Source organism: Bradyrhizobium hereditatis, from assembly GCF_020329435.1.
In the GTDB taxonomy this organism is placed as follows: domain Bacteria; phylum Pseudomonadota; class Alphaproteobacteria; order Rhizobiales; family Xanthobacteraceae; genus Bradyrhizobium; species Bradyrhizobium hereditatis.
Genome location: NZ_JAGKJK010000008.1, coordinates 85,306 through 102,047, shown reverse-complemented (window position 1 = coordinate 102,047; position 16,742 = coordinate 85,306). Strand labels below are relative to the sequence as shown.

Annotated in this window: 11 protein-coding genes and 1 pseudogene; 6 read left to right on the top strand and 6 right to left on the bottom strand. The window is 63.1% G+C overall.

The annotated features are described in order from the left end of the window. Positions 1-1,314, top strand: a complete 1,314-nt coding sequence (locus J6524_RS19670) for an alpha/beta hydrolase family protein (protein WP_225673465.1) — start codon at positions 1-3, stop codon at positions 1,312-1,314. Between the two features lie 129 nt (positions 1,315-1,443). Then, positions 1,444-2,625 carry a hypothetical protein gene (locus J6524_RS19665; protein WP_225673462.1) on the top strand — a complete coding sequence of 394 codons (1,182 nt, stop codon included), beginning with the start codon at positions 1,444-1,446 and terminating at the stop codon, positions 2,623-2,625. Between the two features lie 117 nt (positions 2,626-2,742). Here the strand turns inward: J6524_RS19665 and J6524_RS19660 are convergent, their stop codons facing one another. Continuing rightward, positions 2,743-5,031: a TonB-dependent receptor gene (locus J6524_RS19660; protein WP_225673460.1), complete on the bottom strand. Its 2,289-nt coding sequence runs from the start codon at positions 5,029-5,031 to the stop codon at positions 2,743-2,745. Positions 5,032-5,171: 140 nt separating this feature from the next. Further along, complete coding sequence (locus J6524_RS19655; RefSeq protein WP_225673458.1) at positions 5,172-6,362, bottom strand: MFS transporter; 1,191 nt, start codon at positions 6,360-6,362, stop codon at positions 5,172-5,174. Positions 6,363-6,658: 296 nt separating this feature from the next. Here J6524_RS19655 and thrS point away from each other — a divergent pair, with 296 nt between their 5' ends. Together thrS and J6524_RS19645 are read left to right on the top strand one after the other, a co-directional pair. Beyond that, the gene (gene thrS / locus J6524_RS19650; protein ID WP_225673456.1) at positions 6,659-8,704 is read left to right on the top strand and encodes a threonine--tRNA ligase; all 2,046 of its coding nucleotides are present in this window, start codon (positions 6,659-6,661) and stop codon (positions 8,702-8,704) included. Between the two features lie 82 nt (positions 8,705-8,786). Beyond that, positions 8,787-9,350 carry a nitroreductase family protein gene (locus J6524_RS19645; protein WP_225673454.1) on the top strand — a complete coding sequence of 188 codons (564 nt, stop codon included), beginning with the start codon at positions 8,787-8,789 and terminating at the stop codon, positions 9,348-9,350. A 115-nt stretch (positions 9,351-9,465) separates the two neighbouring features. Here the strand turns inward: J6524_RS19645 and J6524_RS19640 are convergent, their stop codons facing one another. Together J6524_RS19640 and J6524_RS19635 are read right to left on the bottom strand one after the other, a co-directional pair. Beyond that, complete coding sequence (locus tag J6524_RS19640) at positions 9,466-11,946, bottom strand: putative bifunctional diguanylate cyclase/phosphodiesterase (protein ID WP_225674029.1); 2,481 nt, start codon at positions 11,944-11,946, stop codon at positions 9,466-9,468. A 156-nt stretch (positions 11,947-12,102) separates the two neighbouring features. After that, positions 12,103-13,170, bottom strand: coding sequence for an RgsD C-terminal domain-containing protein (locus tag J6524_RS19635; protein ID WP_376712055.1), 1,068 nt, complete (start codon positions 13,168-13,170; stop codon positions 12,103-12,105). Positions 13,171-13,404: 234 nt separating this feature from the next. Here J6524_RS19635 and J6524_RS19630 point away from each other — a divergent pair, with 234 nt between their 5' ends. Further along, positions 13,405-14,472: a patatin-like phospholipase family protein gene (locus J6524_RS19630; RefSeq protein WP_225673450.1), complete on the top strand. Its 1,068-nt coding sequence runs from the start codon at positions 13,405-13,407 to the stop codon at positions 14,470-14,472. A gap of 3 nt (positions 14,473-14,475) precedes the next feature. On the opposite strand, the gene J6524_RS19625 is transcribed toward J6524_RS19630, so the two are convergent. Both J6524_RS19625 and J6524_RS19620 read right to left on the bottom strand, forming a co-directional pair. Next, complete coding sequence (locus tag J6524_RS19625) at positions 14,476-14,904, bottom strand: CBS domain-containing protein (RefSeq protein WP_225673448.1); 429 nt, start codon at positions 14,902-14,904, stop codon at positions 14,476-14,478. A gap of 189 nt (positions 14,905-15,093) precedes the next feature. Continuing rightward, entirely contained in the window at positions 15,094-15,888 is a 795-nt protein-coding gene (locus tag J6524_RS19620) for a rhomboid family intramembrane serine protease (RefSeq protein WP_225673446.1), read from the bottom strand. 290 nt (positions 15,889-16,178) lie between these two features. Between J6524_RS19620 and J6524_RS19615 the strand changes: the two are divergent. Beyond that, positions 16,179-16,471: pseudogene (locus tag J6524_RS19615) on the top strand (GIY-YIG nuclease family protein). The last annotated feature ends 271 nt before the right edge of the window (positions 16,472-16,742 follow it).

The window sequence follows — 16,742 nt, the reverse complement described above, 5'->3', positions numbered from 1 at the left end:
ATGGTCGGAGCCGATCCGAAATTCCAGACAATCGATCGCGCCATACGCTCGGCGTTATGGGCCGTGCCGCGGCGCGCCCTACCTCGTCGATGGCACTGGGTCGCGCTGACGGCGCTGATCGTGCCGCTGTCCTTCGTGCTCGTTCAATGCGGCAAGGCGCCCAATGCCGGCATGCTGGCGGCGAACACACAAGTCGCAAAATCCGAGGCAGCCAAGTCCCAGGCTTCGTCCGATGCGTTCGAGGATCGCTTTCCGAACGCGCAATTCGCCGATCGTTTCCCGACCGCCAATGAAAGTCTGCCGCAGTACCAGCGCCAGGTTGCGCTCGCTCCAGCGGAGCCGCGCGCGGTACGTACCGTGCCCGTGAGGGTCGCCGCGCTGACGCCGACGCTGTCCCTGCCCCGAACCGAGCGCGAAGAACTGACCGCGCTGGTGAGCATGAAGTCCTCGGCCTTCCCCTATTTCGGCACCAACCCACGCTCCGAGGAGCCCTTCCTCAACATCACCAAGGGTGACCGCAAGGGCCACAAGACATTTAGTGGGCGGGTTTATTGGCAGGACGAGACCTACAACGACAGCCGCGTGCTGGTGCATGTCCCCGAGGCGTTCGACGTCAAGAAGCCCGGCGTGATCGTGGTGTTCTTCCATGGCAACGGCGCGACGCTGGAGCGCGACGTCCGCGACAGGCAATTGGTGCCGCAGCAGATCTCAGATTCCGGCGCTAACGCCGTGCTGCTCGCGCCTCAGATGGCTGTCAATGCCGCCGACTCCTCGGCGGGCAAGTTTTGGCAGCCGGGCGGCTTCAAGCGCTTCATCGATGAATCGGCTGGCCACCTCGCCCGCCTCTATGGCGATCCGAAGTCGACGCAGGCGTTTGCGAACATGCCGATCGTGATCGTCGGCTATAGCGGCGGCTTCCTGCCGACGGCCTGGAGCCTCGAGGTCGGCGGCCTCTCGAGCCGCGTCCGCGGCGTATTCCTGCTCGACGCCATCTATGGCGAACTCGACAAGTTCGCGTCCTGGATAGAGAAGAACCGGACCGGCTTCTTCATCTCCGCCTATACCCGCCACACCAAGCGGCACGACCTGGAGCTGATGCAGATGCTCCGCGACCGCGGCATCACCGTCACCGAGAGCATGGACGGGCCGCTCCGCCCCGGCAGCGTGATCTTCGTGCAGACGCCCGATGGCGTCACCCATCGCGATTACGTGACGCAGGCCTGGACCGAGCACCCGGTGAAGGACGTGCTGGTCAAAATAGCCGCAACGCCCGCGCTGACCCGGATCGCGAGTGCGCCTTACGCTAATCGGTAGCCTCGCCGCACGATCAGGCTCGCGTCGAGATCTTGCCGCATGCAATTGTTACGTTATAACATTTCATATTTTCTATCTTACAGGACAGCGATGCGCCGACTTCTTGCTATCGCGATGGTTCTTTGCGGAATGTCCGGCGCAACCAGCGATGCGCACGGCCCCACCGTCGAACATCGCACCCACGCTGCGGGCACCGCGCAGGCCTTTCGGCTCATGGTTGCCGATGCCAAGGCAGCGGCACTCAAGATCTTTGATCTCGAAAACGGCCAGTTGCTTGCCGCACTGCCGCTGGCCAGTCCGGCGCGCCTCCACGCGGGAGCCTCGGGCCGTTATGCGTATGCCGTGCAGCCCGAAGCGGATGAAGTAGCTGTCATCGACACCGGCATTGAGCTGGGGAGCCACGGCGATCATGCCGACATAAGGATTTCCGCTCCAGCGCTGCTGTCTCCGCGGCTTCGTGGCCTACGCCCTTCGCATCTCACGCGCGACAACGTCCGCGTTGCCGTGTTTTTCGATGGCGACGGAACAGCCCAGATTTTCAACGAGCAGGACTTGGTCGCGGGCCGCATGGAACGCATTCAGCGTGCCGAAACGGGCGCCAAGCATCACGGCGTGGCCGTTCCGGTTGCAAGGCGTTTGGCCATCACAATTCCATCCGCAGGCGAAGGCCTTCCGGATGCGATCGAGCTCCGACGCGAGGACACGCCAAAGCCGCACCGGATTGAATGCCCAAGCTTGCACGGCGAAGCGGCGACGAGCCGCTTCGTCGTGTTCGGATGTGCGGATGGCGTTGCGATCTTCGAGATGGCACGCAACGGCGTCGTCAGTCGCCATCTCCCCTATCCAGCTTCGCTACCGCCCGGACGCACGATCCGCCGCATGACCGGCGCATCCGGATTTACATTCGTTGCCGGTGATTTCGGCGTCGACGGCATGGTCATCGTCGATCCTTCGGCTGCGGATGGGGACTTCCGCTTCATCGAACTGCCGGCGCGCAGGATGGACTTCAATCTCCATCCGGAATCGGGAGACCGGCTCTTCGTCATCATTGAGGATGGTACCCTTCTCAGCATCAACCCATTGACCGGCACGACCGAAGCCCAGGCACGCGTTACCGAGCGCTATGCGATGGATCAGAGCACCGTGCGCCCGCGGATCGCTTCCATCGGCCCGTATGTCGCCGTCTCCGATCCGCGTGCAGGCGAAGTAGCAATTCTCGACGCAACGACCCTCGCCGCGCGACAACGTATCAAGGTAGAGGGCGTCCCCTCGAACCTGCTTGCGATTGGAGGGGATGGCGTGAGCCATTGAATGATCCGCGCCGTGCGTTCCGATCGCCGGCGTCCCGTGTCCGGACACGAACGCTTTGCGCGGCGCGGGCGGCGGCGCACGACGACGCCTGCTGCGAACGAGCATTCCTGGACCTGCCTACCACCGCGTACGGAGAGAAAGCTCGAAGGTCCGCGGCGTGCCAAGAATGACGTAGTTGGCATCCGTGGCCCACGCTGCATAGACCGCGTCGGTGACATTGCGAACGCGGAATGTCAGGTCGGCGTTTTGCGCAAAACGGTAGGTGGCAAAAACATCCGCGACGGTGGCAGATGGCAACGTCACCAGGTTGGCATCGTCAGCCTTGATCGAGGCCCTGTAATTGATCCAACCGCCAACCGCCCAATTTGTGAACGGCTGCCACGTGGCACCAAAGTTCGCCACGACCTGCGGCACATTCGGCGGCGTATTGCCCGTGTAGTTCGCGGTCGTACTGGTTCGATACTCGTCATACCGGGCATTTACGTAGGCAAAGTTCGCCTCGAGACGCAAAGTCTCCATCGGGCGGTAGCTGCCGGAAATCTCAAGGCCGCGGGATGACTGCTTGCCCACCTGAACCGTGAATCCCGTCAGCGGATCGGTCGAGGGGATATCGATCTTTTCGATGTGATAGACGGCCGCCAACAGCTCACCCCGTCCGTTCGCGAAGGAGTGTTTGATACCGCCTTCCACCTGGCGCGCATTGGTGAGGCTGAATGGCGTATCGGTGACGCCCAATGTGAACAGAGCAAAGCGCGGCTCAACCGCAGTTGCATATTGCGCGTAGAGCGTCGTGTCGGCGCGAATGTCCCATAGTCCACCTATGCGATAGGTGCTGGGTTCGAACATCTTGCTGTAGAGCTGGTTCGCCGGCTGCCGATTGTAGTCCACCTCCATTTGGTCGACCCGAAACCCGCCGACAATCTTGACCCCCTTGAGTACTTCCAGGCGCGTCTCGCCGAAAACCGCCTTCTGCGTCAGATCCGCGCGCACGTTTTGTGTCCGTGCAGTGCCTCGCGCGAAGAAGTCCGTCGGTGCGGGATTGTAGGGATCGACGAGTTGGAGCGATGTCACCTCGTTGCGCGGACTGTCCCATCGGGTGCTAGCAACCTCAACCCCCATGACCGTCGACAGCGGCATCGCTCCCAAGCTGCCGTTCCAGTTCACGTCGAAACGATCGCCAACGAAACGATGGTCGTAGCCGAGATTATCCCACGTTTGCCGGCAGACCTGGTCCGTACCGGTGTTGTTGAGAAGGTTCTGCCCGCGGAAGGAGCAGGTGCCGCCTGCGGGAATATAGGCGAAGCGGAACGTGTTGATCCAATCGCGGTCGGATTGATAGGACCAGAAGCGATTGCGGATCTTTAACTCCTCGGTGTCATACGTCGTATTCCAGCGCAGCCACAGCACACTGTCGTCGTATTTGTTGTTCGGCAGGTTGTTGTAGTTGACGTCGCGGAGATCGGAGCGGATTTGCCCTCGCACCAGGGGCGTGCCCCAATACGCGTTCTCGATTTTCGATTTCATGTAGTCAAAATCGACGGTCGATGAAAATTGCGGCGTCACGTCCCAGCGCAAGGCGCCTGCGACGTTGCCGTATCTGACCTGGTTGTCGTCGACCGGGCCGTTGTATCCGTTGACGACGCCGTCGAGCCGATAAGAGAAGCCGTTCCCCAGCGGACCTCCCTTTCCCACGGCCTGGCGGACGCCTTCGCGAGTAGTGAGCGAGGAGATTGTTTCGAACGGCTCGTTGACCCCGCTTGGTTGCTTGCGAACGAGATTGACGGCGCCGCCGATGGCGCCTTCTCCGTAAAGCACCGACGCCGGTCCGCGCAGCACGTCTACCCTGTCGAAAATAAAACTGTCGTAGTTGCGCGTACTGATCGTGGTGTTGGTGACACGGATTCCGTCATAGAGCACCGCGATGCCATTCTCGATGAACCCGCGCGTCGATGCGACGCCGGCAGCTCCTGGCCGGACGGCGGACGTGAAGCCGGTCAGGCCTTGAAGGGCGTCCACCCAACTCGTCTTGCCTCGCTCCTGCATCGTCGCCTGGTTGATGCTCTCCACGCTGGCGGGGATATCGCGAGCCGTGCCCGGCAGTCGCGATCCGGTCGTATTGGGTACGTTGAGATCGGTCGTCGAACGGATATAGTCGCGCGGCAAGCCTCCTGGCCATCCGTCGATTGGGCCTTGCGGCGCACGGTCCGCACCGGTCTGCGCCTGCCGCGCGATGGACGCAGCCCGCACCTGGAAGCGCTTGCTCGGTCTCTGCTTTGGCTTTGTGGCTGGCCGTCCTTCCACCGTAATCGCAGGCAGAACGGACTGTGAGACGGTTTGAGCAGTGGCGGGGCGTGCGCCGCCCGCGGCCCAGGATGCTGCGGCCAGAACTGCCAAGAACGCTGCCATGAACCGTGTTCGGCGTCCGATTCGCCGCGTAACTTCATACCAATTGCCAATCTTTTCCAAAGCTTACCGCCCCCAGATGTAACGTTATAACGTTACATCTATGGAACTCGCGTAACGATGTCAAAAGTCTTCGGTCGGCATCAACGCGGTGCGCTTCCCTGGACCTTGGTCGGCCTGGTCAGAATCACGATCGTCACCGCCAGCGCGACGAAGGTCATCGCGACATAGCCAGAGGCATAGAGGAGATCGCGCGCGTAGAGAAAGCCGCCGATCGCCGAGCCGATGGCCTGCCCGATATAGAGCACCGATGTGTTGAGCGAGACCGAGGCGGAGGCGAGCGCGGGCGCGGCGCCGACCAGCCTCACCTGCTGCATTGAATTGGTGGAAGCAAATCCGATTCCCCAGATCGCGACGGAAACGGCCATCAGCGGATAGATGCCGGCGCTGAGCGCCCAGCCGGAGAGGCCGGCCAACAACACCGACGTGAACAACATGGACGTCTTCCAGGCGCCCCAGGAATCGACGATGCGGGTCGCGATCGCGGTGCCGATCACACCGCATACGCCGTACGACGCGAACACCAGGGCGATCGGGTCCGGGCCTGCGCCGGTCAGCCGTGCCAGCAACGGCCCCATATAGGTGAACACCACGAACTGGCCGGACATCTGCAGTGTCGTGATCAACAGCAGCAGCAGGATCACCGGGTTGCGGCCAATCGCAGCCCAGGTCTTGAGGTCAACCGGCGCGCCCATCAGACCGCGCGGCAGGCGCCACGCCAGCAGCAGGAAACTCAGGCAGCTCATCGCGCCGATGGCGCCATACACCGCCTGCCACCCATAGCGGCTGGCGATGAACGTGATGGCCGGCAGGCCCACGGCGGCCGCCAGCGACCAGCCGAGGAAGACATAGGCGATTGTGCTGCCGCGTTTTTCCTCAGCCACGATCAGCGCAGCGGTGCCGGCGGCCTGTGGGGTGTAGAGCGCGCCGACTGCCAGCATGACCAGGCGGATGGCGAGCAGGCTGGCGTAATCAGGCGCAAAGGCGGAAGCGAAATTGGTGAGCGCGAGCACGGCAATCGTTGCCGTCAACAAGGTGCGGCGCTCGATCCTGGAGGTCAGCCACGCCGTCACAGGCGAGCCGACGCAAAGTATGATCGCGCCGAAGGTGATCAGAAGACCGGCTGTGCGGATCGAGACGTCGAGACCCGAAGACAGTTCGACAAGCATGCCCGCCGGCGCCAGCACCGAACAGCCGGTGATGACATTGCCCAACATCAACGCAGTCGGTGCAAAGCGGCTTTCGACGTGGACAGGCAAGGGCACGTGTTTCATGCAGATGCATGTAGACTGCACGCCATGCCAAGAAAAGGACGCGATGCCGGACTATTTGTCATTGCTGTCATGAGTTTTGTTGATTTTAGGGCGCCGATGCCACGCGGCTCCGCGCCAACAGCCGTGACGGAGAGTAGCTCTCTTTCCCGGGCAATGGGACCAGATGTAGCTCCGCGACAGCTTCCATCACGGCCTATTTAGCGAAATTGCCCGATTGCAGGAGCCGAATCGCCTGCTATACCGCTGCTTCCCGCTTACCTGCGCTCGTTCGCAGGAGTGAGCTTTAGGAGACTAACATGCCTGACAAGAATACGCCCCCATCGGGCTTCCAGTATGGCCTCGCCAATCTGAAACCAGCCGAGCCCCTGGAGAAGATTACCGTCACTTTCCCCGATGGCGCCAGGCGCGACTACGGCAAGGGGATCACTGGCTTCGACATCGCCAAGGGCATCTCGCCCTCGCTGGCCAAGCGCACGGTGGCGATGGCGCTCGATGGCGTGGTGACCGATCTCAACGATCCAATCTTGCGCGACGCCAAGCTCGAACTGATCAACCGCGAAGACCCGCGCGCGCTGGAACTGATCCGGCACGACTGCGCGCATGTGCTGGCGGAAGCGGTGCAGTCGCTGTGGCCGGGCACGCAGGTCACGATCGGCCCGGTGATCGAGAACGGTTTCTATTACGACTTCTTCCGCAACGAGCCGTTCACGCCGGAAGACTTTGCCGCGATCGAAAAGCGAATGCGCGAGATCATCGCGCGCGACAAGCCCTTCACCAAGGAAGTGTGGGACCGCGAAAAGGCCAAGCAGGTGTTCCGCGACAAGGGCGAGACGTTCAAGGTCGAGCTGGTCGACGCCATTCCCGGCGACGAGCCGATCAAGATCTATTTCCAGGGCGACTGGTTCGATCTGTGCCGCGGCCCGCACATGAACTCGACCGGCAAGATCGGGAACGCCTTCAAACTGATGAAGGTGGCGGGCGCGTATTGGCGCGGCGACGCCAACAACCCGATGCTGACCCGCATCTACGGTACTGCCTTTGCCAGGCAGGAAGAGCTCGACGCCTACCTCAAACAGATCGAGGAAGCCGAGAAGCGCGACCACCGCAAGCTCGGCCGCGAGCTCGATTTGTTCCACTTCCAGGAGGAAGGCCCGGGCGTGGTGTTCTGGCACCCGAAGGGCTGGACCATCTTCCAGCAGCTCATCGCCTACATGCGCCGCCGACTGACCGGCGACTATGACGAGGTCAACGCGCCGCAGATCCTCGACAAGGTGTTGTGGGAGACGTCGGGCCACTGGGACTGGTACCGCGAGAACATGTTCGCGGCGCAGTCGGCCGGCGACGAGGCCGAGGACAAGCGCTGGTTCGCACTGAAGCCGATGAACTGCCCTGGCCATGTGCAGATCTTCAAGCATGGCCTGAAGAGCTACCGCGACCTGCCCTTGCGCCTTGCCGAATTCGGCGTGGTGCATCGCTATGAGGCGTCGGGCGCCATGCACGGCCTGATGCGCGTGCGCGGCTTCACGCAGGACGATGCGCATGTGTTCTGCACCGAGGCGCAGCTCGCGGACGAATGCCTCAAGATCAACGAGCTGATCCTGTCGACCTACGCCGACTTCGGATTCGATGGCGAATTGACGGTGAAGCTCTCGACCCGGCCGGAGAAGCGCGTCGGCACCGACGAAATGTGGGAGCATGCCGAACGCGTGATGGCAACCGTGCTGGCCGAAATCCAGGCCAGCGGCAGCAACCGCATCAAGACCGCGATCAACCCGGGCGAAGGCGCGTTCTACGGGCCGAAGTTCGAGTACGTGCTGCGCGACGCCATCGGCCGCGACTGGCAATGCGGCACCACGCAGGTCGACTTCAACCTGCCGGAGCGTTTCGGCGCGTTCTACATCGATGCCGACGGCTCGAAGAAGGTACCGGTGATGGTCCATCGCGCAATCTGCGGCTCGATGGAGCGCTTCATCGGCATCCTGATCGAGCATTTTGCCGGCAGCTTCCCGCTCTGGCTGGCGCCTACCCAGGTGGTGGTCACCACCATCACCTCCGAGGGCGACGAATACGCCAAGGTGGTTGCGGCCGCCGCGCGCCGTGCCGGCCTGCGCGTCGAGATCGACCTGCGCAACGAGAAGATCAACTACAAGGTCCGCGAGCACTCGCTGGCGAAGATCCCTGCCCTTCTCGTCGTCGGCAAGAAGGAAGCCGAGACCCATTCGGTCTCGGTCCGCCGCCTCGGCAGCGATGGGCAGAAGGTGATGCCGACCGACGAGGCGCTGGCCGCCCTTGTCGAGGAAGCAACGCCGCCGGACGTGAAGCGGGCGCGGGCGGCGGCCTGATCATAATCGGTCTAAATCGGCTTCCGCTGGACGGGCTGTGCCACTATCTCTGGCGCAGCCATTTCCGACAAAAGAGACCCTTGTGCCTGACGCTATCGAACTCCTGAAGATCCGCCGCTCGGTCAAGCCCCGCGAGATGAGCGGCCCCGGCCCAACCGCGAGCGAACTCGAGACCATCCTGACCATCGGCGCGCGGGTGCCGGACCACGGCAAGCTGACGCCGTGGCGCTTCATCGTGTTCGAGGGCGACGCCCGGGCGCGGGCCGGCGACGTCATTGCGCAGGTGTTCGCAAAAAAGCATCCCTCCGCCCCGGTCGCCGATATCGAACTCGAAAAGCGCCGGCTGATGGACGCACCGCTGGTGATCGCGGTTGTCAGTTTCACCAAGCCGCACCCCAAAGTGCCGGGGTGGGAACAGGAATTATCTGCCGGCGCCAGCGCGATGAACATCGTCACTGCGGCGACGGCGCTTGGTTATGGCGCCTGCTGGCTCACCGGCTGGTTCGCATTCGACCGCGACGTGCTCGACGGGCTCGGACTGAAAGCGCACGAGAAGCTCGCCGGCTTCATCCATATCGGCAAGCCCTCGAAACCGGTGGAGGATCGCCCTCGCCCGGCGCTGTCCGATATCGTGACGCGGTTCTAAAAATCCCGTGACCGTCATTGCCTGGCTTGACCCGGCAATCCATCCCTCCCGAGAAAATTCTTGCGAAGAAGATGGATGCCCGGGTCGAGCCCGGGCATGACGAGTTGCTATCGCCTCACGCCGCCTTTGAAGCGCGAGCGCCAAACCCCGACAGCAATGCCTCGAGCTCGGATGCCGGCTTCGCCGCGCTGAACAGAAAGCCCTGTACCTCGTTGCAACCTTCGGCGCGCAGCCAGTCGAGCTGGTCCATGGTCTCGACGCCTTCGGCCGTCGTCGTGATGTTCAGGCTGCGGCCGAGGCCGGAGATGGCGCGCACGATCGCGACGCAATCGGTACGATCGACAAGGTCCTTCACGAACGAGCGGTCGATCTTGATCTTGTCGAATGGAAAGCTCCGGAGATAGCTCAGACTCGAATAGCCGGTGCCGAAATCGTCCATGGAAATGCTGACGCCGAGTTCGCGAAGCTGATGCAGGATCGCCAGATTGGCTTCGGTCTCGGCCAGGAAGACCGACTCGGTGATTTCAAGTTCAAGCCGCCGTGGCGACAGGCCGGAATGCGCCAGGGCCGAAATCACCGCCTGAACCAGATTGCGGCTGCGGAACTGCACCGGCGACAGATTGACGGCAACCTTGATGTCCTCCGGCCAGCTCGCAGCTTCCGAACAGGCCTCGCGCAGCACCCACTCGCCCAGTGCCACGATCAGGCCGATATCCTCAGCAACCGGTACAAACTCGGCCGGCGAGATCATGCCCTTCTCAGGGCTGCGCCAGCGCAACAGCGATTCGAAGCCGCTGACACGGTTCGCGGCAATATCCACCAGCGGCTGATAGTGCAGTTCGAATTCGCCGTTGGCGAAGGCGCGACGCAGGTCGCGCTCCATATCGCGGCGCTTCTGCGCCTGGCGATCCATCTCGCGCTCAAAGAAGCGATGAACGTTGCCGCCATCCGACTTCGCCCGATAGAGCGCCATGTCGGCGTTGCGCATCAATTCCTCGCAGCTCGCGCCATCGCCGGGCGACAATGCGATGCCGACGCTGGCGCCGACGACGACCTCGATGCCGTCGAGGTCGTAGCGCGCGCTCAGGACGCCGATCAGCCGGTCGGCAAAATCGCTCAGCTCGTTCGGCGATACCTCGGAGACCAGCACGATGGCGAATTCGTCGCCGCCGAGCCGTGCGACGACATTGTCGCCACGAACCTCGGACTTCAACCGCTCGGCCACCGCCTGCAGCAGACGATCGCCCATCGGGTGACCGAAGGAATCGTTGACGTTCTTGAACAGGTCGAGATCGACGCACAGCACCGCCACGCGCCTGTTGCCGGACGCGGCCCGTTCGAGGGCCTGACGAAGTCGCTCCTGATAAAAGTCGCGATTTGGCAGGTTGGTCAGGCCGTCGTGATGGGCCATGTGGGCGATACGCGCTTCCGCCGCGCGGCGCTCTGTAATATCGACCGCGGCCACCAGATAGCCGTCTCGCCCGTCGAAGGTGACGCGCCGTCCGAACGTCAGCACGTGGATTTCGCTGCCATCCGCTTTGAGATGCCGCCAGTCGCGGCTCGAGTTGTAGACGTCACCGAGGCGCTGCAGCGCCTCGCCGTGGCTTACCCACTCGTCCACCGGCCAGATCTGGCGAAGCTGCATTTGCAGGAAGGTTTCGCGGGGATAACCGTAGTGCCGCACCGCCGCATCGTTGACGCTCAGGAACCGGGTCGTTTCGGCATCGAACACCCACATCGGCATTGGGTTGTTGTCAAACAGCAGACGGAAGGAAACCTCGCGCCGCTTCAGCGCTGTGACGTCGGAAACTGTTAGCGAGAGCATGTCGCCGAATGCCGTCACGCCCAGCCGCAGGCAGCGTTCGTCGTTGTCGATTTCGATCTGTCCACCACGCCCGCTGCCGACGATCTCGCGCAGGCGCCGGATTACCTCCGGCGCGCACAGCAGGCCGTCGCCCGAGGCAAGTCGTCGCCACAATAGTTCCGTCGAGGGCTGCCGCAATAGCCGCGCCGCCCCCTGATTGAGATGGACGATCTGAAAATCAGACGGGTGGCCATTCGCATCGCGGATCGCCGCCAGCGACAGCATGCCCTCATCGGTTGCCGAGAAGATCGTATCCAGCAGGTTGAATTGCGTATCGCGCTCGTTGACATAGGCGCCGACCAGGCTGCCACCCCAGCGTGACGAAGTCGGCAGCGCGAGCACATCATAGGTGCGAACCAGCCCGTCGCGCACGCAATGCGCCGTCGCAAGATACGGGCGACCGTTCTGCAGCGCGTGTGATGCCGCTTCCGCCAGCGCGGTCGCGCAATCCGGCGGCAATGCGCTTAAGGGGACGTCCCAGCGATCCTCGTTCAGCCATTGCTGGACATAGCGGCCGCTATGCGAAACCGTGAGCGTGCCACCGTCATTGCGAAGCAGCACGACATGGTCCGCCAACCTGCCGAGACTGCCCAGCATGACGTCCTCATAGCGCGGCAGCTTCTCGCCGGGCCGCAATGCAGCCTGCCATTTTCGCTTGAGGACCGGGACGTCGGCGAACATCTCGGTGTTGAATTTATCTGTCGGTTTTTTCGATGATTTGGCCGCAACCATGACCTGCCCCGCTACGCGTACCCAGGGCATCCAATGCAGCCGGGTTTAAGGCTGTGTAAAAATTGCGGCAGCGGTACGCAGATGCGGCGATTGTGACAGTTTTAAGTTGTGCGATGGTTAGTGCGTATTAGAGACTATGACAGTCGAAAGCCGACGTCAGCGCGCGATGACCTCGACTTCGCCGTCGACGCCGTTGACGACGTTGAAGGGCCGCTCGAACACCTTGCCTTCGTTCTTGGCGATCGCCCGGTATTCGCCCTCGGACAGCACCACGCGCGGAAACGCGCCGATCGATTCCTTGATGACGTCGCCGCCCGGCGTGATTACCGACCATGCGGTGTTGGCGAGCGCTTCGCCGCCCCTGTCGCTGACGAGCTTCAGTGTGATCACCGCCGCGCGGTGCGAAACGGTGACGTCCGTCAGCTTGCCGGCCTGGACACGGATATCGGAGCGCACGACGGAGTTGGCATCGCCATAGTTGGAGATGATGTAGTAGGTCCCCTCCGGCAGCATTGCGACATCGCCGGCCGGCACGTTGGGGATCAGGGAAGAGCGCTCGGCGCCGCCCTCGAACTGGCTGCCCTTGTAGAGTGCGAACGAAATCTGGTTCGGCGGAATCTTGCTGGAGCCGACGCGGCCTTCGATGCGCAGCCCGCCGGCCGGAAGCACGAAAGCGACGCGGTCCGTCTCTGCCTTCAGGCTCACCGCGCGCACCGCACTGACCAGGCCGAGGGCGACGTGGACCACGTAGTTGCCGGGCGGCAGCACGATGTTCGGCGTCGCGCCGCGTTCCTCGCGGATCAGCTTGAAGGTGCCGGTATCGTCGGGCTTGTCGGCGAATACCCGCCACACCAGCCCGCCATTGATGACAGGCAGATCCTTGCCGTAGCGCGCCGTCAGTGACAGCACTCCCTGGCTTGGAGTTGCCGCACCCGGCGGCGGTACCACCGGCGGCGTCGTGGTGACTTGCGGCTGAACGAGGGTCGGCTGGGTCAGGGGCGCCGGCAGCGGCGGGAGCGCGCCGGTACCCGATGGCGGCGCCAGGTTCATGGCGGGGCCGGTCTGGGCGTCCGGAACGGCGGCCGGCGGTACGGGTGGGGGGCGGTCCGAGAACCACTGAGCCGAGGCGGTTGTGGGAAACAGCAGCGCCCATGCAAGCGCCAGCGCCGGAAAAGGCCAAGCGCCCCGCCCGTTTCCAACGATACCGTGACCGCCCGAAATCATGGCCATGCTTTTCACCGAAAACGCGGCAAATTCAAGCCTGCAGCGCGGAAGTCCGGGCAGCTGCGGTGGCGGAACCTGCCCCGGCAAGCGGATGTTGATCCGGCGGTCGTGGTCCAGTCACATTCCCTGCCTAGGCCAGTGTCGACGGGCATAAACCATGCATCAGGATCGGATTGGATGGTTCTGGCGCGGCCGAGCCGCGGCGAATATCCTTGAGGCCGCAGGAGAGTGTGCGTGTTGGATAGCTGGATGGGCCGCGGCCAAAAGAGCTCCGATGCCCAAGACAAGGCCCAAGACAAGGTAGGGCTCGGCAGCATTCGCCGGCCGGTGATCGGGCTGGCGCTGGGCGGCGGCGCCGCGCGCGGCTTTGCCCATATCGGCATCGTCCGGACGCTGGTCGCGCACGGAATCTTGCCCAACGTCGTAGTCGGAACGTCGATCGGCGCCGTGGTTGGCGGCGCCTATGCCGCCGGACATCTCGATACGCTGGAGGAATGGGCGCGCAGCCTGCAGCCGCGAACCGTCCTTTCCTATCTCGATATCCGCCTGAACGGCTCCGGCCTGATCGGTGGCTCCAAGCTTGCGGCGGAACTGGAAGCATCGCTCGGGCAGAGCCTGATCGAGGAGCTGCCGGTGAAATTTGCCACGGTTGCGACCGAGGTGCGCACCGGCCACGAAATCTGGCTGACCCATGGCCCGATGGTGGATGCCATGCGCGCCTCCTACGCGCTGCCCGGAATATTTTCGCCGATATTGGTCGGCGACCGCTGGCTGGTTGACGGCGCCCTGGTCAATCCAGTCCCGGTGTCAGCGGCGCGCGCGCTTGGCGCGGAGATCGTCATCGCCGCCAATCTTTCCAGCGACGTCTTCGCGCACTCCACCACGATCTATTCCCACGGCGCCACGCCAAGCGTTTCCGTCTCGGTGATGCCGGAGGTGGCGGCCGAACCGGAGCCGCGCAGACGCGGCATCGGAAAATTCTTCTCCGCCGAGCGCACCATGAAGCGGGAGTTCTTCGGCGGCGGCGGACGTCCTGGCATCTCCTCGGTGATGGTCGACGCCTTCAACATCATGCAGGACCGCATCACCCGCGCGCGGCTTGCCGGCGACCCGCCCGATCTCCTGATCTCGCCCCGAGTCGGGAAGATCGGCTGGTTCGATTTTCATCGCGCCGACGACCTGATCGCCCACGGCGCAAAGGCGGCCGAACGCGCCATCGATTCGATCCAGGAGGCGATCCACATACTGGCGCCGCCGGCGGGCAAAGCCGAGCCGGCGGTCGAAAAGACCGAGAAGGAATAGCGATCAGGCTGTCTTGATGTAGTCGCGCAGCGCTTCCTGCTCGGCCTCGTATTCCTGGACGCGGCGCTTCACGATATCGCCGATCGAAATCAGACCCACCACCTTGCCCTCCTCGAGCACGGGCAAATGGCGGAACTTGCCAATCGTCATCATTTCCATGATCCCGGCGACCGTGTCGGATTGCCGGCAACTCACGACCTTGCGCGTCATGACGGCGCTGACCGGCTCCTCGAGCACCCTGGCGCCGCGATCGCCGAGCACGCGGACAATGTCTCGCTCCGAAAGAATGCCTTCCAGACGTTCCCCGTTCATCACCAGCACAGCACCGATCTTGCGCTCACCAAGAAGCTTGATCGCAGCCGAAAGCTTGGCATCCGGCTCGATGCTCGTGACCTGATGGCCCTTGGTGTCGAGAATTGAACGTACCGTCATTGTCGCCTCCCTGAATCCGTTCGTGCCCCAGGGCCCGACTTGTTCGCGAGTCTTCAATCAACAGTTCCGCGCCGGTTTCGTTTCGGGCGCGGCCAACAAGCGCGGGCCGTCGTGGCACGACAGCGGCATTGGCTTGCGTTACAACTCGCAACGATGATGGATGAAATCGCCCCTCGCCGCAAGCGGCGATCAGACGCGGCCGGGTTCGTCTGGCGATGAAGCGTCCGCCGCACGCGGCATCCGGCGCGGGACCGGATCGAACAGCGAAAACAGCATCAGGCCGGCGAGAAATCCGCCGATATGCGCCTGCCAGGCGACGGTGGCGCCCTCAGCGCCAATCGAAATCGAGCCAAGGCCGAAGATGATGTTGACGCCGAACCACACCGCCAGAAATCCGAGCACGCGCGTGTTGCGAAGTGCGCGGGCAAGCGACAGCGCCGGAACCTTGGCTGCGGCATCGGCATCGCCCCGCCTGAACGACAGAAAGCTTCCCCGCACGAAGGCGAAACGGATAGCGGCGGCCATGGCGCCGGACACCGAGGCCGAGGCGCCAATCATCGGTGCAATGGCGTGCTCATGGGTGACAAGATGCGCCAGCGCGCCGGCCGCCGCCGTCACCGCCATGAATGTGAAGAACCTGACCGGACCGAACCGGCGCGCCAGCGCGCTGCCGAACGGCAACAGCCACAGCACGTTGAAGCCGATATGGCTGAGATTGGCATGCAGCAGCGAATAGGTGACGAAGGTCCAGACCTTGGCGCCGGCCCCGCCGGGAAAGGTGATCTTGAGCAGCGTGGAATCGTAGCGCTTCGGAATGAAGCCGAACACGTCGATGGTCCAGTTCTCCAGCTCCGCCGGGAGCAGCACCCGCAAATGAATGACGGCGATCAGCGCGATATAGGCCGTCAGCGCGGCCGGGAGCGTCAGGATCGGCTCATGCGCGTCCGGCGGCTCGACGTGGGAGGAATAGGGCTGGGATTCCAAGGGGTCCAGGACCTTAGCTGGCTGCTTCGCGGGTATCGGTCCAGATAGGCGGCTTTGCCTGCCCTGTGCAAGTGCACAATCGGGAATTTGGGGCTGCGACGAATCAAGTGCATGGGCCCCGGCTCTGCGTCGCACCGCTAACGCGCTGCGCCGCGTCCAGGGCACGCAGATTCGTGTCCCGGACGCGGCGCGGCACGCAGTGACGCGACGCAGAGCCGGGACCCAAGCCCTTGGCAACGTCAGATAGTTCCGACATACCTTCTCAACCCAACTGGTAGGAATTGATAAAGATGGACGGCCCCTTCTTCCTCTACATCCTTGCAAGCAAGCGGAATGGGACGCTCTACGTCGGCGTCACAAACAATCTCGCGCGGCGGATGATGGAGCACAAAGGCAAGCTCGTCCCCGGATTCACTCGAAAGTACGGCGTCGATCTGCTCGTTTATTCGAGGCGTTCGACTCCATTCTCGAAGCGCGCGCGAGGGAACACTCGATGAAGCGATGGCGAAGTGCTTGGAAGATCAAGCTCATCGAGGAATTCAATCCGAATTGGGATGATTTGACGAACAGGCTGAACTCTTGAAGCGCTCGTGTCCCGGACGCGGCGCAGCACGAAGTGATGCGACGCAGAGCCGGGACCTACCATGCGGGCAGTTTGGGCCCCGGCTCAGCGTCACACCGCTAACGCGCTGCGCCGCGTCCGGGGCACGATACCCAGCCAAGAGAACAAACAAACGAAAAAGGGAGGATGCTGAGAACATCCTCCCTTGTCCTGCTGATCTTCTCGCGCCCCGGAGCTGAGGATCACATCCCCGCCCCTCCCCGCGCGATGACCAAACTGTTTGACGCCACTG